Annotated in this window: 16 protein-coding genes and 1 pseudogene; 10 read left to right on the forward strand and 7 right to left on the reverse strand. The window is 61.9% G+C overall.

Features of this window, described 5'->3' with window-relative positions; genetic code table 11:
- The first annotated feature begins 10 nt into the window (after positions 1–10).
- The 6 genes from JT689_RS04675 to JT689_RS04700 all read left to right on the forward strand — a co-directional run bounded on the left by JT689_RS04675 (position 11) and on the right by JT689_RS04700 (position 6,389).
- Entirely contained in the window at positions 11–250 is a 240-nt protein-coding gene (locus JT689_RS04675; protein ID WP_010902579.1) for a 4Fe-4S ferredoxin N-terminal domain-containing protein, read from the forward strand.
- Positions 243–2,759, forward strand: coding sequence for a molybdopterin-dependent oxidoreductase (locus JT689_RS04680; protein ID WP_205251647.1), 2,517 nt, complete (start codon positions 243–245; stop codon positions 2,757–2,759). The genes JT689_RS04675 and JT689_RS04680 overlap by 8 nt, the downstream gene beginning before the upstream one ends.
- Entirely contained in the window at positions 2,756–3,544 is a 789-nt protein-coding gene (gene dsrO, locus JT689_RS04685) for a sulfate reduction electron transfer complex DsrMKJOP subunit DsrO (RefSeq protein ID WP_010902581.1), read from the forward strand. Before JT689_RS04680 ends, dsrO begins: the two co-directional genes overlap by 4 nt.
- On the forward strand, positions 3,544–4,851 hold the full coding sequence (nrfD, locus tag JT689_RS04690) for an NrfD/PsrC family molybdoenzyme membrane anchor subunit (RefSeq protein WP_205251648.1): 1,308 nt from the start codon (positions 3,544–3,546) through the stop codon (positions 4,849–4,851). Before dsrO ends, nrfD begins: the two co-directional genes overlap by 1 nt.
- Complete coding sequence (locus JT689_RS04695) at positions 4,848–5,426, forward strand: molecular chaperone (RefSeq protein ID WP_205251649.1); 579 nt, start codon at positions 4,848–4,850, stop codon at positions 5,424–5,426. Before nrfD ends, JT689_RS04695 begins: the two co-directional genes overlap by 4 nt.
- A gap of 72 nt (positions 5,427–5,498) precedes the next feature.
- Positions 5,499–6,389: a DUF106 domain-containing protein gene (locus tag JT689_RS04700; protein ID WP_205251650.1), complete on the forward strand. Its 891-nt coding sequence runs from the start codon at positions 5,499–5,501 to the stop codon at positions 6,387–6,389.
- 11 nt (positions 6,390–6,400) lie between these two features.
- On the opposite strand, the gene JT689_RS04705 is transcribed toward JT689_RS04700, so the two are convergent.
- Both JT689_RS04705 and JT689_RS04710 read right to left on the reverse strand, forming a co-directional pair.
- On the reverse strand, positions 6,401–6,763 hold the full coding sequence (locus tag JT689_RS04705; RefSeq protein ID WP_010902585.1) for a metal-dependent transcriptional regulator: 363 nt from the start codon (positions 6,761–6,763) through the stop codon (positions 6,401–6,403).
- 357 nt (positions 6,764–7,120) lie between these two features.
- Positions 7,121–8,062, reverse strand: a complete 942-nt coding sequence (locus tag JT689_RS04710) for a hypothetical protein (protein WP_205251651.1) — start codon at positions 8,060–8,062, stop codon at positions 7,121–7,123.
- A 206-nt stretch (positions 8,063–8,268) separates the two neighbouring features.
- Here JT689_RS04710 and JT689_RS04715 point away from each other — a divergent pair, with 206 nt between their 5' ends.
- From JT689_RS04715 to JT689_RS04725, 3 genes are all read left to right on the forward strand, one after another.
- On the forward strand, positions 8,269–9,207 hold the full coding sequence (locus tag JT689_RS04715) for a halocin C8-like domain-containing protein (protein ID WP_229373411.1): 939 nt from the start codon (positions 8,269–8,271) through the stop codon (positions 9,205–9,207).
- Between the two features lie 1,744 nt (positions 9,208–10,951).
- Positions 10,952–11,329, forward strand: a complete 378-nt coding sequence (locus JT689_RS04720; RefSeq protein WP_205251652.1) for a DUF5805 domain-containing protein — start codon at positions 10,952–10,954, stop codon at positions 11,327–11,329.
- Positions 11,322–12,395 carry a tyrosine-type recombinase/integrase gene (locus tag JT689_RS04725; RefSeq protein WP_205251653.1) on the forward strand — a complete coding sequence of 358 codons (1,074 nt, stop codon included), beginning with the start codon at positions 11,322–11,324 and terminating at the stop codon, positions 12,393–12,395. The genes JT689_RS04720 and JT689_RS04725 overlap by 8 nt, the downstream gene beginning before the upstream one ends.
- 163 nt (positions 12,396–12,558) lie before the next feature.
- Here the strand turns inward: JT689_RS04725 and JT689_RS04730 are convergent, their stop codons facing one another.
- The 4 genes and pseudogenes from JT689_RS04730 to JT689_RS04745 form a co-directional block, all read right to left on the reverse strand.
- On the reverse strand, positions 12,559–14,283 hold the full coding sequence (locus tag JT689_RS04730) for a DUF262 domain-containing protein (protein WP_229373412.1): 1,725 nt from the start codon (positions 14,281–14,283) through the stop codon (positions 12,559–12,561).
- A gap of 157 nt (positions 14,284–14,440) precedes the next feature.
- Positions 14,441–14,669: pseudogene (locus JT689_RS04735) on the reverse strand (IS1595 family transposase); the annotation flags it as partial.
- Positions 14,670–14,867: 198 nt separating this feature from the next.
- Complete coding sequence (locus JT689_RS04740) at positions 14,868–15,551, reverse strand: carbonic anhydrase (RefSeq protein ID WP_205251655.1); 684 nt, start codon at positions 15,549–15,551, stop codon at positions 14,868–14,870.
- Positions 15,552–15,631: 80 nt separating this feature from the next.
- Positions 15,632–16,441, reverse strand: a complete 810-nt coding sequence (locus JT689_RS04745; protein WP_010902591.1) for a methyltransferase domain-containing protein — start codon at positions 16,439–16,441, stop codon at positions 15,632–15,634.
- Positions 16,442–16,577: 136 nt separating this feature from the next.
- Here JT689_RS04745 and JT689_RS04750 point away from each other — a divergent pair, with 136 nt between their 5' ends.
- A complete protein-coding gene (locus JT689_RS04750; protein WP_205251656.1) occupies positions 16,578–18,053 on the forward strand; it encodes an HTTM domain-containing protein in 1,476 nt (491 codons plus the stop codon).
- A 24-nt stretch (positions 18,054–18,077) separates the two neighbouring features.
- Here the strand turns inward: JT689_RS04750 and JT689_RS04755 are convergent, their stop codons facing one another.
- A complete protein-coding gene (locus JT689_RS04755; RefSeq protein ID WP_010902593.1) occupies positions 18,078–18,983 on the reverse strand; it encodes a hypothetical protein in 906 nt (301 codons plus the stop codon).
- Positions 18,984–19,010 lie beyond the last annotated feature (27 nt).

Consider the following 19,010-nt stretch of genomic DNA (forward strand, 5'->3'; position numbering starts at 1 on the left):
GGCTAGCTGTATGGCCCCCAACACGCCGGACGCACACGAGCCGATTCCGGACTGGGAGGAAACGGCCGACTCGATGCTCGCGGACTGTGGCTACGACGCACAACTCGGCAAGGAGATGGCCGCGGACGCGATCCGCGTCGCCAACGGCGACCTCTCCGAGGCCACGTTCCACGAGCGCTACCACGACAGAGTGACCGCGGAGTTCGGGTGCGACGACCGCCCCACGGAACCGGAGGACTTCGATGAGTGACACCGACCTCAACGCCACCCGGCGGGACGTCCTCAAGTCGGGCGCGGTCGCCGCAGTCGGGCTGAGCGGCGGCGGCGGTCTGCTGTCGACGCTCCAGGAGGCCGACGACTCCGACACGGCTGGGGACGCCGTCACGAGCTTCCTCGGCGAGGATCAGGTCGTCAAAACCGCCTGCTCGCCGAACTGCCGGGGGAAATGCCCGCTCGACGTCTTCGTCCGGGACGGCCAAATCAAGAAGGTCGAACAGCAAGTGCCGGCGGCGAAAACGTTCAAACGCGGCTGCACACTGGGGATGACCCATCTCCAGCGGGTCTACAACGCCGACCGCCTGAAATACCCGATGAAGCGAACGAGCTGGTCCCCGGACGACCCACAGCCCGATCAGCGCGGGGCGGACGCGCAGTTCGAGCGCATCGCCTGGGACGACGCACTGGACCTGGTTGCCGACGAAATCCAACGCGCGAAACGCGAGTACGGGCCACGGAGTCTGCTCTGGCACTCCGGCTCCGGCGACGGCGGGATCACCGGCTACCGGCGACTCAAGGAGCTAGTCGGCGGCCTCCAAGACGACTTCACGTACGGCATCGACACCAACGTCGGCCAGGGATTCAACCGCGTCACCGGCGAGGGCGGCGTGTTCATGCCGCCGACGAACACGGCCGACGACTGGGTGAACGCCGAGACCATCATCATTTGGGGGTCCGACATCTTCGCCAGCCAGTTCCAGATGGACGCCGAGTGGATCCTGGACGCCAAGCGCAACGGCGCAAAGCTGGTGGTCGTCGACCCCGTCTACACCAACACCGCGGAGAAAGCCGACCTGTGGCTCCCCATCAAACCCGGGAAGGATACGCATCTCGCGCTGGCGATGATGCAGTACATCTTCGAGCACGACCACTACGACGAGGCGTTCTTGCGGTCGCGGACGAACGCCCCCGCCTTGATCCGTGCCGACGACGGCACGCTGCTCGACCCGGCCAGCGTCACCGCGACACCTCCCGAGGACGGGATCGTCGTCTTCAACACCGAAACCGGCTCCCCGGAGGTCGTCCCGGCTGAAACGAACGGCCCGTTCGCGCTGTTCGGCGAGTGGACGATCGACGGCACGACCGTTCATACCGGGCTCACGGCGCTCCGTGAGCAGGCGTCGTCGTACCCACCACAAGCCGTCGCTGACACCGCGGGCCTGGCCGCCGCCGACATCGAAACCGCCGCCGACTGGCTCGCCACCCGTGGCCCCGGCGGAATCATGCCGAGCTACGGGGTCGGCCGGTACCTCTACGGCCACGTCTTCGGGCAGACGTACGCGACGCTGCTCGCGCTCACTGGTGACTACGGTCGGCACGGCAACATCCACGCCCAACACCCCTCCTACGACGGATCGTACCTCGAAACCGGCGACTGGAACGACCCCGACGGCGCGGCCGGCGTGGACACCTACGGCTACAACCGTGTGCTCGACCTGCTGGCGAACGGCGACCCGGTCCAGACGAAGTTCATGTACGGCATGAACTCGAACATGCTCGGGAACCAGTTCCCCGAGCGGGACCGGTGGCTGGACGCGATGTCGAACTTGGACACCGTCGTCTGGGCGGACATCTATCACACGCCGACCACGCAGCAAGCGGACATCATCCTCCCAGCAGCACACTGGTTCGAGACCGAAGACCTCCTCACGACGTACACGCACCCGAACCTCAGCTACCGGACGAAAGCCCACGACCCCCTGTGGGAGGCCCGCGATGACTACTACATCATGGCGGGGCTCGCACAGCGGCTCGGCCACGGCGACAAGTTCCCCGACGACAAACACGACGTCCTCGACCGCTTCGTGCAGAACGACGACCGGCTCTCCTGGGACGCGTTGCGCGAGACCGGCACTGTCGCCACCGACGAAACGCCGACGGTCGCGTACACCGACGAGTTCGGCACGGAATCGGGACGCATCACAGTCTACGACGACGACGCACCCGTCGAGGAGGGGCCGGCGCTCCCCGACGACGGCGTCTCGCTTGAAGTCCCGAAACCACTGGAAGCCCGGACGGCCGACGACTGGGCGCACGCCGACGAGTACCCGCTGTTGTTCATGCAGAAACACTCCAAGTGGCGCATCCACTCACAGTGGGCGAACGTGCCGTGGCTCCGGGAGATCAACACGGAGCCCCAGCTCGACATCCACCCCAAGGACGCCACACGCCGCGGGATCGACGACGGCGAGTACGTCCGCGTACACAACGACCGGGGGAGCGTGGTCGTCCGCGCCAAGTACAACGACGGCATCCAACCCGGGTTGGTCAACACAGACCAGGGATGGTGGGCGCGCGACTTCGTCGACGGGCACCTCCAGGACCTGATCTCGGCGGAAACGGCGAAAGTCGGGCGCACGTTCGCGTTCTACGACTGCCGCGTCGAGGTGACGCGGGCCGCCGACGAGCACCAATCGAACGAGTACACACAACACAACCCCCGCGGTTCGTCCGGGACCGCCACCGACGGTGATTCGTCATGACCAACTACGGCCTCGTCATCGATCAGGAACGATGTATCGGCTGCCAGTCGTGTTCGCTCACGTGCAAACAGGAGAACAACGTCCCGATGGGGCAGTTCTGGAACCGCGTGCTCACGCAGGGCGGCGACCACGTCGACACCCCGTCGGGCGACTACCCCGAGGGCGGTGACGGTGGCACCCTCGAAATGACCTACCAGCCGACGGCGTGCCAACACTGCGAGAACGCGCCCTGTGTGAAGGTCTGCCCGGTGAACGCCACGTACACCCGGGACGACGGCATCGTGGAGATCGATTACGACAAATGCATGGGGTGTCGGTACTGCATGGCGGCCTGCCCGTACAACGCCCGCGTGTTCAACTGGGACGAGCCCGAGCATCGCCCCGAAGACGGCACGGGGGACGTGGCCGAACGACCGCAGGGCGTCGTCGAGAAATGCACGTTCTGCAGCCACCGCGTCGAGGACGGCCTCGATCCCGCCTGCGTCGTGAACTGTCCGGCGGACGCCCGCATCTTCGGTGACCTGGACGACGACGACAGCACCGTCTCGAAGTACATCGCGGAGTACGACACCCACCAACTCCTGGACGAGAAGGGAACGGACCCGAGCACGTACTACATCAACGGCGAGATGTCGCCCGGACGCCCCTGGAAGAGCAAGAAGCTCGAAAGCGAACTCGACGACGACGAGGCAGCGAAAGCGGCGCGACGGCGCAGCGGCAGCGTCGAAAACGGATACGACGTTACCCCACACGTGCCGGCGGAGACCGCGGGAGGTGACGACTGATGGCGGACACCGACACGACCGCACGCCGCCCCGTACTGTCGTCGTTCGGGACACTCGGGCGCGGCTGGCTCGGCGTGCTCGCGCTCCTCCTGGTGATCGGCCTCGGCGCGTGGGCGTACCAACTCCAGCACGGCCTCATCGAAACCGGGATGCGCAACGTGTTCTCGTGGGGACTGTATATCATGCTGTTCGTGCTGTTCGTGGGGCTGTCGGCCGGCGGGCTGATCCTGTCCAGTGCGCCGAAGTTCTTCCACTCCCAGCGCTACGAGGGGTTCGCTCGGCTGGGCGTGCTCGTGAGCCTGGGCTGCATCATCGTCGCGGGGCTGTTGATCCTGCCGGATATCGGGCGTCCGGACCGCATCTACCAGTTCGTCACCTCCCCGGACTTCCGGTCGCCGATGGTCTGGGACTTCGGCATCGTGATGCTGTACGGCGCACTCAACGTCTGGTACCTGTGGCTGTTGACGCGCCGCGATCTCGCCGCCCGGGGGTCGCGGCTGTCGCTGTGGGTGTCCGACTCGGCCGCCGGCCGCGACCGCGACCGCACGCTCATGTTCTGGACCGCGGTCTGTGCGCTGCCCGCGGCAGTCGCGTTGCACTCCGTGACCGGCTGGATTTTCGCCACACAGGTCGGCCGCGGCGACTGGTTTAGCCCGCTCGTCGCGCCCGTGTTCATCGCGAAAGCGCTGGTCTCGGGGCTTGGACTACTGCTCGTGGTGTCGATCCTCGCGGACCGATTCACGGCGTTCACCGCCGACCGCGGGGAGCTCACCAGCCTGGGCAAACTGCTGGGGATCTTCCTGGCGTTCCACGTGGTGTACCTGCTCGCCGCCGAGCGCCTCCCGCACGCGTGGGCGCACCACTTCGGGTTCTGGGCGATCACCAGCAACTTCCTCATCGGGGACACCGTCTACTTCTGGCTGTGGACCGGTCTCGGCGGCGCAGTGCCACTGCTGTTGTTGGCCACGCCGTCGCTTCGCAGGCGCACGGCGGTCATCTTCACCGCGAGCGTGCTGGCGGTGTTCGGCACGCTCTTCGAGGGGATCCGGCTGGTGTTCACCGGCTACCAGCGCGTGAACATCAACGCCGCCCCGGGGATCGCAACCGGCGGCGAGTACGCCGGCCTCACGACCGACGCCTGGGCGACCGCCGGCACGTACACGCCGACCGCGGTCGAGATCGCGGTCACAGTCGGCGTGATCTCGATCGGCGCGTTGATCGTGATGGCGGGTCTCCGCTATCTCCCCCTGCAGCGCGCGGCACCCGATGCGGCGTACGCCACTGACGGCGGTGATCGAACACAATGACACCAGCCACCCGGAACAACGACAGCGCGGTCGCGGTCGCCGACGCGTTCGACGACACGGGCGACGGTCCGCCGACCGCAGCCCGCTTCGCGGCGCTTGCGGCCTGCTGGCGACAGCCCGATGACGACCTGCAGGCGGCGCTCGCCGCCGAGACCGCCACGACAGTCGACGCACAGTCGCTTCGGGCCGAGTACACGCGACTGTTCGTCGGGCCCGGACCGTCCCAATCACCGCCGTACGAAAGCGTCTACCGTGACGGCGAACGCGACGCGGACCTCGGCCCGGTGTACGGGCCGTCGACACAGGCGGTCGCCCGCTGGTACAGTGAGTACGGCCTCCAGCCCGCTGCCTCGGAGTCGGCACCGCCGGACCACCTCGCAACCGAACTCGAGTTCGCGGCCTACCTGCGCGAGCACGAGGGCGCCGAAACACTCGAACAGTTCCTCACCGAGCACCCACGGAACTGGATCGAGTCGTTCGCCCGGCGCGTCCGGGACGCCGACCCGAAGCCGTTCTACCGAACTCTCCTCAACGTGACCGTGGACACGCTGGCCCGTGCTGACACGCCCCCGTGACTCCCCGCTGGGGCCCGGATCTCCGGCAAGCAGAAGGGTCATAATGACCGACCGAAATCGTGAGACATCAGTATGCCTGACACCCAGCTAGCATCACTCCTCCAAACAGCAGCGATGCGAGAGGCAGCGAGCGCCGTCCTCGAAGAAAGCGACGCGCGAACCGGGGACCTCCAGTGGGACGACGTCAGCGACGCCGTCTCCAGCAGTCAGTGGGGGCGACTGATCTCCGCGGGCGTGCTCACGAGCACCGACACGGGGTTCGTGGTTGCGGACCCCGACGAACTGGCGGCCGAGCTGGCGGCACACACTGACGCCGAGTCGACCGAACACACCGACGCACCGGCGATCGAATCCGCGTCCTGGACGATCTACGACAAGGCGGCAGCCGTCGGCGCGATCGGGCTGTTCGCGGGATACTGGAACAGCTCCATCCAGACCACGATCGCGTCGGTCGACAACCAGCTCCTGTCCCCGGTGATGAACCTGTTGCCGTTCCACATCGTCGTGTTGGTGTTGGCTGTCACCACCGGCGTCTACTCCACGTACCTCCAGTCCCGGCTAATGGACCACGAGACGCTCCAGGCGTACAAAGACCGGATGGCGGCCCTGAAAGAACGCCGGGAGGCAGCCAAAGAGCGCGGCGACGACGAAGCACTCGAACGCATCCAAAGCGAGCAGATGGACGCCGCTGGCGATCAGCTCGGGCTGTTCAAGCTGCAGTTCCGGCCGATGGTGTGGATCATGCTGTTGACGATCCCGGTGTTCCTGTGGCTCCGCTGGGAGGTTCGTGGCGGACACCTCGGCGCGAGCGAGCACGGAATGGTGGTCCCGCTCGCCGGACACGTTGCCTGGCAGCACGCACTGCTCGGACCGATGGCGACGTGGATCGTATGGTATTTCGTGTGCTCGATGGCGTCACGCCAGTTCCTCCAGAAGACGTTCAACATCCAGGCCTCGACGTAGCGAGCGCGGTTCTAGCGGTCGTCGTCGGGCAGCGTTGCGGCCAGTCGATCGGTCACCGTCGGGTCGATGATACTCGCCAACTCCATTGCCTCGGATTCGTGGGTCTCCAAGTCGAGTACGCTTCGGAAGAACCACGACAGCGTCACGTAGGATTCGTGGAGCTCCGTGGCGCGCTCACGACCCGCATCAGTGAGGCGTGCACCCTTATACGGCGTGTAGGTGACGAGCCCGTTCTCGTCGAGTTGCTTGAGCATCTCCGTCACCGACGGTGCGGCCTTCTCTAGGCGGTCGGCCAGCTGTCCCGTCGGCACGGGGCTGTCGTCGCGATGGGATTCGATGTAGATCGCCAGTAGGTACTGGTCCGCGCCACTCATTGGTCGGTCCACCGGGAGCCGGGTGTGGATGATTGGGTCTGTGCCACTCGTATGTGAACGTTGGGCTGCAGCGGGATAAGACTGCTACCGCGTCGGTGCGCGCGCGACCGTGGTTTGACTGCATCACTCGCCGCTGGACGGTATGACTCGCTCGTGCAGCCGAGTGTGTACATCTCACATATCATTCTGAGAGTGGATTTCGGGGTCGTGGTGCCGGGTTCGACCGGTGCTCCGCCAGCCGCTCAGTCGGTGGTTATCAACGAGTGCGAATCTAGCAGGCAAAACACTTCCGGATTCTAGGCTAGCCTACATTTCTGGGGTGCGTACAAACCGCACCTCACAACGGGCCACGTGCGTTCACGCCTCGGCGTTTGGAAGTTGCTGCTCGAACAGTCGCTCGCCAGTGTCCTCGCAAGTCACAGCAAGCACCTCGTGAGAGCTACAACACGATTCGACGACCTCCGAACCGAGCTCAACGTCACCGCCCGTCGTTGGACACGTCTCGATGAACATCCGCAGTCCGTTCAGCACCGTGCCCCGATCTTCCGCATCGACACCACTCCACTCTGGGGCCCACGACCGGAGCGTCTGACTCGCCGCAACGTCCGCGATCAGCGCTGCCCGGGACGGCCACTGTCCGATCCACCCGGACTCGGATTCGAGGATCTGCGTCTCTCCGTCCTCGATTCGCTCGAACTCTTCGCCTGCCTCGGTGTCCATTCCGAACGACTCTGCAACCAGCTCACCGGTGAGATCCGCGTCCGTCAGTCGCTCAGCCGCGGTCATCCAGGCGTCTTCGAACTCAGCAGTCACACAGAGATCGTCCGCGTCCGCACACGGCTCCAGGACGCCATGCGCCACAAAGAACTCCTCTAGGCCTCCTGTCGACGGATCAGCCTCGGCTGCGGATGCATTGGGGGCACCACTCGGCTCACGGTCCGTCGGCGACACATCCTCCGCCGGTGACCGTGCGTCCGCTTTTGACGCTGGCTGCGCCGACGCACCGCTTCCCTGGAAGCCGGTGCTGACTGCTGGGTCCGGCTCCTTCCCGAACCAGCGAAGTACTGCCGGCGGCAAGTACCGCTTTGTCAGCGTTGGTGTACCGGGCAGTAGGTAGCCACGGAGATAGATCAGTCCAACCGAGATCCCCACCGCGATCACACCACCGAGTCGTGATTTGCGCGCGATGGCGGAGCTGAGTATCGCTGCAATGATGAGATTCAACACCGTACACGGTGTGCACCGGTTTTCCCCTGTATACTCCGGCTGACGGAACCTCTCAAACGGCGGCTGTTTCATACATGTATAACGAAATAAAGTCAAATATATTCTTTGCTTGTTCGAAAGAGAACGTATTAATGGAACGCAACCCACACAACACAGTCGGATGACTTGACCGAGTATACTGAAAGAGGCTCTAGCAACAGATATCCCACCTAGTTATTTTTACTAAGATAAGTTACTAACAAATTTTATATACTTGCAAAGACAATGATAGCTTGGAAATGAGCGGAAACGATCCAAATCGGCGGAAAATGCTGAAGGGAATGGCGGCGCTGGGATCAATCGGGATTGGATCCACACTAAACGTTTCGGTCGCCGCCGCAGAGGGGGAAGAAAGCGATCCAGTCACTGTGTTGAGTGGCTCTGAAGAGAGCGATGCAGCGCGTAGCATCGCACAGTCAACCGCGTTTACGCAGCTCCGCCAAAAGGCCGTGGACCTCGGCTACTCATTCGCCTGGAGTGATACTACCCTCACCGTGGCTGTCACTGAGACAGAAGACTTCAAACGCGAAGTTGCCTCGTATGAGCTTCAGGACGCGGCAGAAAACAGTCGTGCGGGGATCATTCTCGGACGCCATCCCGAATCCCAGGAGATCGCCATTGCACAGCTCGACGTCGAGTATTACCACGACGATGGCACATTCAAAAAGCTTGAGCAATACGACCTGCTGGGCGACGATTCATCGGGGACCGACCTAGCCATTGCGACTGACCGTTCCGGCGAAATTGATGGTTCGTTCACGAAGACAACCGAGGAACCGAGCAAACAGGCTGTCGAGGCGTTGATCGATGACCTCAGCCACGTACAGGATGCAGAAGATCCGAGCGCGCAACTCGATCTGCCATCCCCAGATGACCTCCCGGACCTTCCGGATGAGCTAAACTTCAGTGGATGCGATGGCTGCTATTTCGCCACACAAGTCATCTGCAAAAAGCTCTGTGGAGCGTTTGGTAAGGTGGTCTGCGGGGTCCTCGGGATAAGTGTTGCCGGAGGCATTGCATGTGTTACGATCGTCAAAGCCATTTGTAAAGTCGCCGAGGCTACAACCGATGGGTGCGGTGATGACATCAGTGCGACAATCTGTAAGTCCTCTGGGCTTGATGTGTGTGAGCCCGATAAGCCAGGTGAAATAATTGAAATACCGCTCCCGAATATATAACGTAGATAATGGGGGGCGTTACCATTGGATTCGGACTAGGCAGCGTTTCCACGCGGACAGCCGCTGCTACCGTCGCTGTCGGCTCATCGCTGCTGACGCTAGTGGGCTACATCGCCCTCGGTCGGAACCCGATCGCGGCCCTCTCTGAGGCCACATTGAGTGGGATCGTTGTTGGCGTCGCCTACTACATCGGTCTGTCAGTCCGGTCCGGGGCGAACTGAACCGTCCCATCCCGGGAAACAACCGTTACCGTAACTTAGCGACGCTGGCTGGTAGATCGGATCCAATCACTACGCCGCTGGCACCACCACCATCAAGTGACAGGTACAGCAGCCAGTTATCGCGGCTTAGCCATTTGATTGCACTCAATCCTGCACGCTTACCGGTGGTTGAATCCACCTAATACGCTCAAACCCTCGAATCCAGTACAGGCCGTGCTTTTCGTATATCACTCTCAGATTTACGACTGTCTTCATTCCAATACCAGGATTCGTGTGTTCCAAGCAGCTCGCTTCCGCAGACAGACGCCACACACCGGATTTGGTGATCGTCGGTTCACGGTTTCGCACGGATCACAGTGGAAACTACGCGATGAGGAACTTACGATGCGCAGATGTTGGACGTGAACACCGGTTGGCGGAACATAGCCACCGCTTGGCAATCGTTGTCTTGCTGTTGCAGGGGTGTACAACAGCTCTACAAGACTGCGTGATCCGCGTGTTCCCCACTCAAAGGGATAGAACTAAAGAACGCCGTGGTGAGACTGTCCGGGAAATTCTCTGGCTAACTCCGACAGTGTTCTGCGTTGACCTGAGTAACGTCGTCAAACGGAAGATCTTGATACGCTGTGTTGATTCCCCACGTGAGCGCCACGGTAAGCTCCACCCGTACTATGAGGAACATCGGCAAGATGATCAACCAGCTGTGTGCGTAACGCGATCACTCCGGCCACCGACCAGTGAAACAGCGTGATACATTGGTCCACCGTGGGCGATACCAAAAGTTAACGCGATTATACATATGTTTCGGCCGATGTAACTGTGGCCACGAGCCGCGGACTCCACAGGGTATCCAGACAGTAGTACGGTACTCACTGACCCACCGCCTGCCGAGCTTGGGCAAACACATTCTGAGCCGAGCTGTGGCGGCCTTGCTGGTCGGCGCAAAGCGGTGCGCCACCGGCTCTTCGATACCTGCGTTCAGATGCCATCGGATCGTCAATACTCTGTGGCGAAGCCTTCGGCACCGGGAATTGGTCCAACATTGCATCACGAGGAACTCACGATTTGAACATCGCTGATGTTACGCCGGGCTCCGTTCGGATAGAACGTGGTGTCCCCTTCAGGTTGGCTGTTTTGTGGGCTGGTCTGAGGGCGCCACGTATACGGCTGCGCTAGACCACGCAGCTATCGACGGTCGCCTACTGAGTGTGCCGGGGTCGCCACTGTGCCGGCGTCAGTGAATCGATCGCCGAGTGCCAGTTTTCGGCTGTGTACGAGTTCAAGACCGCCCACTCGATACACGGTTATACACCGGCGTGCAACCTCCCCTCATCCGGTGGCGTCTATTTATCTTTTTGTGTGGTACTCCACATTCCAGCGGGAATCCTCTTCTATGGAATCAAATCAAAAGAAATCATCCTGTCTAGGCCTTCCTTGGCGATCTGAACCAGGCCCGGAGAACCGATAAAAACACTTATCTCTGTATGAGGAACATTGAAGTGAGCCGTGGCTGTTGGGCCTGTATGGGAAACACTGATCGCGCCGTCGTGAAGACGTACGTGCCAGCGGACCAGAAAGCCACGTGGCAGGATCACGCCGAGCGATTAGATATGACGCAAAGCGAGTTCCTCCGAACGATGGTGCAGGCCGGACGACGGGGGTTCCTGGACGACAGTCCAGACGGTGGTTCTAGCGACGCAACCCCTAGGGGTGATGCCCTCGAAGACCGGGTTCAATCGATGGTCGACGAAGGGGATGCCGTGTCCTGGGATGAGTTAGTCGCTCAACTGGCGGGGGACTTCGAGGACCGGATCGACACCGCGGTGCAGTCCCTCGCAGACGATGGTGTGATTCGGTTCGACCCGCGACGCGGTGGCTACGTTTCACAGGCTGATGAGTGAGCCACGTGATTCCTTGGCGAGGGAGACCGATGCTGATGCGCGTGACGATCCTATCGGCTACTTCCTCGAGGACATGCAGTATCACGGCAAAGCAAAGCGAACCCGGGACGCGTACGCACGCGTCCTCCGGTCGTTCGAAGCGTTCCTTTCGAACGCCGGCGCGCAGCCGGTCGACGCCGGCCGCCGGGATTGCTTGACCTGGGTGCATCACCTCCGCGAGCAGTACGCCGAAAGCACGGTCGCGACGTACGCGTCGTACGTGAACCGGTTCTACAGTTACATGCAGCAGGTCGGCGTCGTTGACGGGAATCCGATGGCGTTGGTCAGCCAGGAGATGGACGAGGCCATCGACACGAACCCCACTCGGAGAGACATCTCGGTTGCGGCGATGCGGGAGTTCATCGCGGACATCACCCACCCGTTGGAGCGCGCCGTGATCGTTGGACTGCTGAAAACCGGGCTTCGAGTCGGCGAGCTCTGCAACCTCGACCTCCGGGACGTCAACCTGGACGCGCCGGCTGTCTCCTCCGCCTACGAGGTGGGGACACGCGGCCAGCTCGGCAGCCACCCCGACACGCTGTACGTTGATCCGGCGATGAGCCGTGGCGAAACGGTCAACGGCGAGCAGCGCTCGGCGTCGAACAAGCGCAAGCGTGCCACGCTCGTCCCCCTTGACCGGGAGTTGAAAACCGAACTCGTCCGGTGGTTGGCGATTCGACCGGACACCACATCGCCTGCCGACCCGGTGTTCGTGAGCACGCAGGACGCATGGGGCAAGCGTCTGACGCCGGAGATGGTCCGAGGGATGGTGCGGCGACACGCCGAACCCCGCGGGTGGTATCACAAAGGTGGGGACGCCGCCGAGAACGTAACGCCACATTACTTCCGGCATTTCTTCACGACGCATCTCCGGAACCGGACTGGTGATCGCGGCGTCGTGAAATACCTCCGCGGCGATGTGGCCGACGACATCATCGACACGTACACGCACAACTGGGGGGATCGAGTACGGGAGGTGTACCTCAACCACATCTATTCGCTGACTACCACCCATGGAGGAGTTTGATAAACCGTATTCGGCGATAGAGAGTCGCTGGGAGTGGAAGCCAAAGATTCGGAGTTTGAACATCTACAAATCACCAGACAGGCAATAGGATACTGAAGAGACCCTCTTAAAAGAAACAATATAAAACGGAGAAAATCATAGATAGAGCGCTCGTAACTGGTCTTCAGACGTTATTCATATTCCAGACCTCACAAATAATTTCAGCCATATCACGGGTACGCTCATGGACTTGCCCCAGTCTCCACTCGTTATAGTTTTCTGGAATTGCTTGAGTCATCAAGAAGTCAGTCTCGTTCCTGTAAATGTCACACTTCTGTTGGAATGGATCATCAGAGGCTCTCCGATTCAGACTATCTTGAAGCAGGGTTAAGTTACCAATTCGCTTCTTATACTCCTCAAATTCTTCTTTTGAGCAGTTCAGATATTTTGTCCACTCACTATACTTGTCTGCTGTCCATGATCGTTGAGGCGCAATGTGTTCAATATCTACGGTTGACCGATCACCAACCGACTTTTCTTGCCCCCCAGATTGCATATAGTGCTCCTCCTCAATCCGATCAAGGAGGTACTTGGTGAAATCGTTATTCTTGAAGTCACGGTTGCGGATGTGCTCTTTCAGAATTGTATCATTTGGCGCTCTATTTTTGGAGATTCGGCGGAGGTAGTCGTTCGGGTTCTTAGCCTCATCTACCTTTGAGGACAACTTTGACCAGAAACGATCTCGACTAGTATTTGACTCTCGCCCTGCCAGTTTATCTCGCGTATTTAGAACCTCTAATATATGCAGTGCTTCAAGAACATCATCAGCATCGTCGTAATCAACAATAATTTTCAACAGCAACGTCCTGATTCGACCATTCTTTATTTGGACAGAAAAAAGCTTAGAATTTAGGTCTTGTAATATGCCTGGTTGGAAGTCTTCTGAAACCTCGCAATTCATGATGTCGACATATATTTTAGACTTCTCTAACATATCCTCAAGCATCTCTTCAACGGTCAGCCCAACCGCCATTAATTCCTCTTCTAAGAGCGTATCCACGTACCCGTAGAGCTTGTTTTTCGACACGTTATCCCGAACCTCGGGCTCGGAGATAGACATATAATAGTGCGAGAAAAACCTGTAATATTGCGTCATCTCAGAGCGAATGACCGACATGATCTCCTCCCAAAGGTCTTTTACTCGGTCTTCATCGATACTCGATTTCTCGTTTGCTTCCATGAATAACCGGTTCTTCACAAGATCAACTGCGCCTAAATCTAGCCCTTTGTCATTGAGGCTCTCGAAAAGGCGGAATGCAGAAACTTCACTCCCGCATTCTATCCGAACAAGATACATCGAATTGATGAGATTTTCATACAGTGTTTGAACGTGTTGAGGATCAAACCCCTCCAGTTTTGAGCGGTAATACTCATAGGCATCCCCAAGCTGCGAGTCAGAAACTAAGTCGACGCTTCCACTCAGAATCCGCTCAAAGTCTTCGTTGTGAAATTTATTTAGTAATAATTTCTGCCGCCAATCCCCAGTTGTTGGACTCTGAATTTGTAGAAAGTTTTCATCAATAAGCTCGGGTCTATCATCGTAGCCATCAACGCCCTGAAATTGGTCACGAATTGCGCAGAGAAAGATTGAAATCGTAGTGAGGCGCTGCTGTCCATCTACCAACTCCCACGATTTCATCTCACTTCCTTGCTTCTCAATGACAACGATTGATCCCAAAAAGTGATTATCTCGTTCGCGAGTAAGAGCGCGCACGTCATCCCAAAGTTCCGACCACTGACTTTTACCCCAAGAGTACTCGCGTTGATAATCTGGAACCTGAATCTGATGGGTACCCTCAAGAACCTCGCTAATAACCATATCGTCAGCTGAGAGGCTGAAACCAGACATTGACATTGCTACTGATGTTCACATAGAACCATTTATACATAAACCCTTCCTAAGAAGTAGTCAAACCGGTGTCGCTGAACTTCTATCCGGGTTTGTGTATTTTGCGTCTACGAGGGGAGTTTAACAGGACGCTCATGTGGCGTAGATTGTTGGTGAATTAGAGAGCAGCTTCGAGGATGGTTTTGAGCACTTTTCTCCCTGGTTTTCGATAGACACGACGGTGAAGTTGAACGGCTCTGAGATGCGGCGTCAACTTGTCCTTGGAGACACTACGGTGGGGCGAGAGCCAGGATCGCGCCGGCGATCGATGGCTCTCGTAGGGATTGACATGAGTCTCCATCGGCGTATTCGCCATCGCCGTGGATGACGTATTCGCGGTCGAATGCTCGTCCGCTTCTGGATCGCTCATTCGTACGAACAGCGTACAGATCGGGTGTGAAACTGTGTGACACAACCTGCCTGACGCATCTGTTCTGGCTGCCCCGACGACCTCCTCCTCCCTGTCCACGCGTTCGGGTTCGGAAGCAACCGTGGGCGGCAAAAACAGTCGGCGGGCGACGCCCGAAGAGCGCGGTCCGCCGCGGTTAGTAACTCCAGAGCCGAGTGATCCGTGACGCGATTTCGGGAGTTTGCTCGCGGAGCGTTGATGGGTCGGTTTCGCCGTCGACGTTGATCACGTGTGCTTCGCCACGGGAGCCCGGGTACACGTCCTGGAAGTCGTACACCGCGCCGACGACCGAGACGTCGTCGTCGACGCGGTCGCTTTCCAGAAGGAACTGGACCTGCTGGTCGACGTTGTATTCGACGAGTCGGTTGATCGCTGCGGACTCTGAGAGGTCCGCCGGGAGCAGATCCACTCCAGCCGCCAGTCGCGTGCGGATGGGAGTCAGCGAGTGCGCGATCCCCGGCGGCTCCGCCCCAGTGTCGCCGGTGAGATCCCGGTACGCCGCTGTGACCGCGCCACAGCCGGTGTGACCCACCACGACGGCTGTCTCCGTTCCAGTGTGCTCGATGGGGTAGAGCACGTCGCCGGAGACGACGTCTCCGTCGGGGGTTTGTTGGATCACTCGGTTGCCGATGTTCGCGCAAGTGAAGATACTACCTGGGTCCGTATTCGCCCACAGTTCGTCCTGAAGCACCCGTGAGTCGGCACAGCAGACAGTGACTGCGTCGGGGTGTTGTGCGTTCTGGACGTCGTCGAACCGGGACTGGAACTCGGCGGCATGGCGCTGGTTGCCCGCCAGCATGTCGACGATCACGTTGTCCATGCACACACCGACGGGGTGCCCCATGATATATGCCGGGGCCAAGCAGCCCGTCGCCTCCAACGGTGGCTGCCGTGGGTGGGTCAGGCGGCGCCGTCGACGACGCCGCGGGCGAGGAGGTACTCGACGCGAACCGTGTTGTCCGCGAACCACTCATCCAGCGTGGCAAGCGCGTCTTCGCGGAGGGCGCTCCGCGCACCGGGGTCGTCGAGCGCGCGCAGCGCCGGTGAGAGCGGGCCGGCCTCCTCGGCGAAGTTCCGCCAGAAGTGCTCGGGGGAGACGTACCGGAAGCGCGCGATGCGGCGCTCGAAGGTGAGCTCGCAGGCGTCACCCAGGTGGTCGCGGACGAACTCCGGGTTCCCCCACCGGAGGTGCGCCCAGGGGTCGTGGTCGTCGTGTCCGACGTAGTCATCGAGCACGTCGGTGAGCGCTCCCACCAGGCCGTCGGGGGACCACGCGGTGAACGCGACGCGGCCGCCGGGCTGGGCGACGCGCAGCATCTCGCGGCCGGCCTCGGCTGCGGCCGGGGAGAACACGTGGCCGAAACTGGAGAGCACGACGTCGAAGGCGTCGTCGGGGAACGGGAGCGTGCTGGCGTCCCCGGCGACCCAGGAGATATCGTTGTAATCCGTGAGCTGTGTGGTGTCCCGGGCGAGTTCGAGCATCGACCGCGTGACGTCAAGCCCGGTGACGGTTGCGCCGGCGCGGCGGGCGGTGAGGGCGGCGTTCCCGGTGCCACAGCCGACGTCCAGGACCGTGTTCCCGGGGTCGACGCCGCAGGCGCTCACGAGGCGTGCGATCGCGGGCAGCAGGTTCGGGGCCAGTGAGGGGTACCGGCCCGCCGACCACGTGTATGTCGCGCGTTCGGTCCCGGTGTCGGGAGCGGTGTTCATCAGCGTGAGAAGGGCGTGCGTGCTCAAGAATACCACGGAAGGCGAGGATGTGGTGGGAGTCGTGGCGGCGCCCTGCCGTGGTCGTGGGGACACGTGCCAGGCAACGTTTATCAGCGGTCGGGGGCCAGTCGGGTGTATGCGTTTCCGAGCAGCGGTCGCGTCGCGTCTCGGCGTCGACACGCGATCGTTGGCCGCGTTCCGTGTCGGACTCGCGGTGGTCGTGCTGGTTGATCTGGCGTTGCGGCTGCAGTCGTTGACGGCGTTCTACACCGACAGTGGCGTGCTCCCGCGGGCGGTCATGCGCGCACAGTATCCGGTCGTCAGCCGCGCGTCCTTGCATATGCTTTCGGGGGCGGCGTGGGCACAGGCGGCGCTGTTCGCGGTGACGGCGGTGGCCGCGGTCGCGTTGCTCGTTGGGTATCGGAGCACAGCCGCGACGTTCGCAACGGGAGTGCTCGTGGTGTCGATGCACGCCCGAAACCCGCTGGTGTTGAACGGCGGTGATCTCGTCCTGCAGATGCTGTTCGTGTGGGCGCTCGGGCTTCCCCTGGGGGAGCGCTGGAGCGTGGACGCCGTGGATCGGGGGGCGTGGCGGGACCGCGTCGTCTCGGTGGCGACCGTGGGGGTGCTGTGCCAGCTCGTGATCGTCTACACGTCGAACGCCGTGTTGAAGCTTCGCGGGGACGCGTGGGTGTCCGGGACGGCCGTACGGACGGTGTTCAGTCTGGAGATGTTCGTCGTCGGGCTCGGCCACGTGCTGTCGGAAACCCCGCGGTTGTTGGTGGCGTTCGACCGGGTGTGGCTGGTGTTGCTCGCGGGGTCGGTGTGTCTGGTCGTGTTGACCGGGTGGTGGCGGGCGGCGGCGGCGGCGGTGTTCGCGGGGATGCACCTGGGGATGGCGGCGACGATGCAGCTGGGCGTGTTCCCGCTCGTCGCGGTCGTCGGACTGGTGCCGTTCGTTCCCGGTTGTGTCTGGGAGGCGGCGGCTGCAGCCCGCCCACAGCGCACCGTGCATCCCGTTCGATGGATTGCCGACCAGCGTGAGAGGGTGCCGTCGGTTCCAGTGCCGTCACTGCCTCGATCCGTTCGAGCGCGCGCTCGAACCGCCGTAGCGGGCGTGTTCGTGGTGTTGCTGGTCGGACAGGCGGCGTACACGGTCGTCTCAGTCGGGGGTGTGGAAACGCCGGTCAGCGTCGGGCCACTCGACGCCGGCGACGCGCCACCACCGCGGTGGTACATGTTCGCCCCGGAGCCACTCAGCGTCGATCACTGGGTGAAAGCGCCGGCCACCACGCCCGGCGGCGGGCGCATCGGGGCGTTCGCTGGCGGCGCGTTCTCCTGGGGGAAACCCCCCGACGTGTCAGCCCAGTATCCGAGCGCGCGGTGGCGCAAGTACGTCGTGAACATCGCCGACAGCGACAGCCACGCGGTCCGGGCGGGGTTGGTGGCCTATCTGTGTCGGCGGTCGGCGGCCGGAACGCCGCACCGGGGGGTGACGAACGTGACCGTCTATGACGTCCGGCAGCCGACGCGGCTCGGCGGGTTGGAGCCGACACACCGGCGTCGAATCGGGGCAGCGGACTGCCCCGTGAACGCTGCCGAACGGGTGTAGCAAGCGAGCAGCGGCGGGTCGGCGTTACTGTGGCGGGATCGCGGTCTCAGTCGGTGCGGTGGTGAGCGCCTGTCGCACACTGGCAACACGCTCCCCAGTGGCCTCGTGTTGGTTCTCCATGAGCACGGTCTCGCTCGGGAACAGTTGCTCGCCGACGGTGAGGCCGTGGTCGCGGGCGGTCGATCCCGTGACCGTGAGGTAGACACCGACGCCGGCGTCAGCGATCGCGGCTTCTTCCTCGTCGTGGTCGGCATCGGGGTAGGTGAACGTCAGGCCCTCGGTCACGGCGGTGCCGAGCACGGCTTCGACGAGGCGCTCGTAGCGGGGGCTGATGCAGACGGGGCCGCTGTAGGCGTCCAGAAACGCCCGGTCGACGCCCGCCGAACCGTGGGCGTCCGGCGTCGCCAACAGCGTGTGATAGACCGTGTCGCCGAGCCCGGAGGCGACGCGCACGTCCGTGTCGACGGGATCGATGCGCTCGTTCACGTCCGCGATCGAGGTCAGCGGCTCGGGACGGAGCCCCACCACCTCCTCGAGCACGAGGTCCGCGCTGTCGAACCCCAGGGCGAACTCGTGCGTGCGGAGCGCGCGAAACGGCTCCTCGCGTCCGATGAGTTCGACGCGCGTCCCCGCCACGGTCACGGTGAGCGAGTCGAACACGATCCGGCGCGGTTTCCCCACACGGGAGTCCCGCAACAGCGTGTAATCGGGGGCCGTCGGCTCGTCGGGAGTGCTGTACGCGGCGAGCCGCTCGTAGACACCACGAGCGTCGTGGTGGTCGCCTTTCGTGAGCCCCTTCTCGTAGCGCAGCGTCGTGGCGATGTCGTCGGCGACCGACGCCGCGTCGGCGAGCTCGCCGACGCGGTCGAGAACCGCCTCCAATGGCCGTCCTTTCCGCGGGACGGCGATGCGAACCGGCGGGGGTGTCATTGTTGGGTGCAGCCAGTGCGCGCCGAA

Source organism: Halobacterium sp. GSL-19 (assembly GCF_016917855.1).
Taxonomy (GTDB): Archaea; Halobacteriota; Halobacteria; order Halobacteriales; family Halobacteriaceae; genus Halobacterium; species Halobacterium salinarum.

Coding starts and splice junctions, on each gene's coding strand:
- JT689_RS04675 (WP_010902579.1), top strand. CDS start 11: ATGGCCCCCAACACGCCGGACGCACACGAGCCGATTCCGGACTGGGAG.
- JT689_RS04680 (WP_205251647.1), top strand. CDS start 243: ATGAGTGACACCGACCTCAACGCCACCCGGCGGGACGTCCTCAAGTCG.
- dsrO (WP_010902581.1), top strand. CDS start 2,756: ATGACCAACTACGGCCTCGTCATCGATCAGGAACGATGTATCGGCTGC.
- nrfD (WP_205251648.1), top strand. CDS start 3,544: ATGGCGGACACCGACACGACCGCACGCCGCCCCGTACTGTCGTCGTTC.
- JT689_RS04695 (WP_205251649.1), top strand. CDS start 4,848: ATGACACCAGCCACCCGGAACAACGACAGCGCGGTCGCGGTCGCCGAC.
- JT689_RS04700 (WP_205251650.1), top strand. CDS start 5,499: ATGCCTGACACCCAGCTAGCATCACTCCTCCAAACAGCAGCGATGCGA.
- JT689_RS04705 (WP_010902585.1), bottom strand. CDS start 6,763: ATGAGTGGCGCGGACCAGTACCTACTGGCGATCTACATCGAATCCCAT.
- JT689_RS04710 (WP_205251651.1), bottom strand. CDS start 8,062: ATGAAACAGCCGCCGTTTGAGAGGTTCCGTCAGCCGGAGTATACAGGG.
- JT689_RS04715 (WP_229373411.1), top strand. CDS start 8,269: ATGAGCGGAAACGATCCAAATCGGCGGAAAATGCTGAAGGGAATGGCG.
- JT689_RS04720 (WP_205251652.1), top strand. CDS start 10,952: ATGGGAAACACTGATCGCGCCGTCGTGAAGACGTACGTGCCAGCGGAC.
- JT689_RS04725 (WP_205251653.1), top strand. CDS start 11,322: ATGAGTGAGCCACGTGATTCCTTGGCGAGGGAGACCGATGCTGATGCG.
- JT689_RS04730 (WP_229373412.1), bottom strand. CDS start 14,283: ATGTCTGGTTTCAGCCTCTCAGCTGACGATATGGTTATTAGCGAGGTT.
- JT689_RS04740 (WP_205251655.1), bottom strand. CDS start 15,551: ATGGACAACGTGATCGTCGACATGCTGGCGGGCAACCAGCGCCATGCC.
- JT689_RS04745 (WP_010902591.1), bottom strand. CDS start 16,441: ATGAACACCGCTCCCGACACCGGGACCGAACGCGCGACATACACGTGG.
- JT689_RS04750 (WP_205251656.1), top strand. CDS start 16,578: ATGCGTTTCCGAGCAGCGGTCGCGTCGCGTCTCGGCGTCGACACGCGA.
- JT689_RS04755 (WP_010902593.1), bottom strand. CDS start 18,983: ATGACACCCCCGCCGGTTCGCATCGCCGTCCCGCGGAAAGGACGGCCA.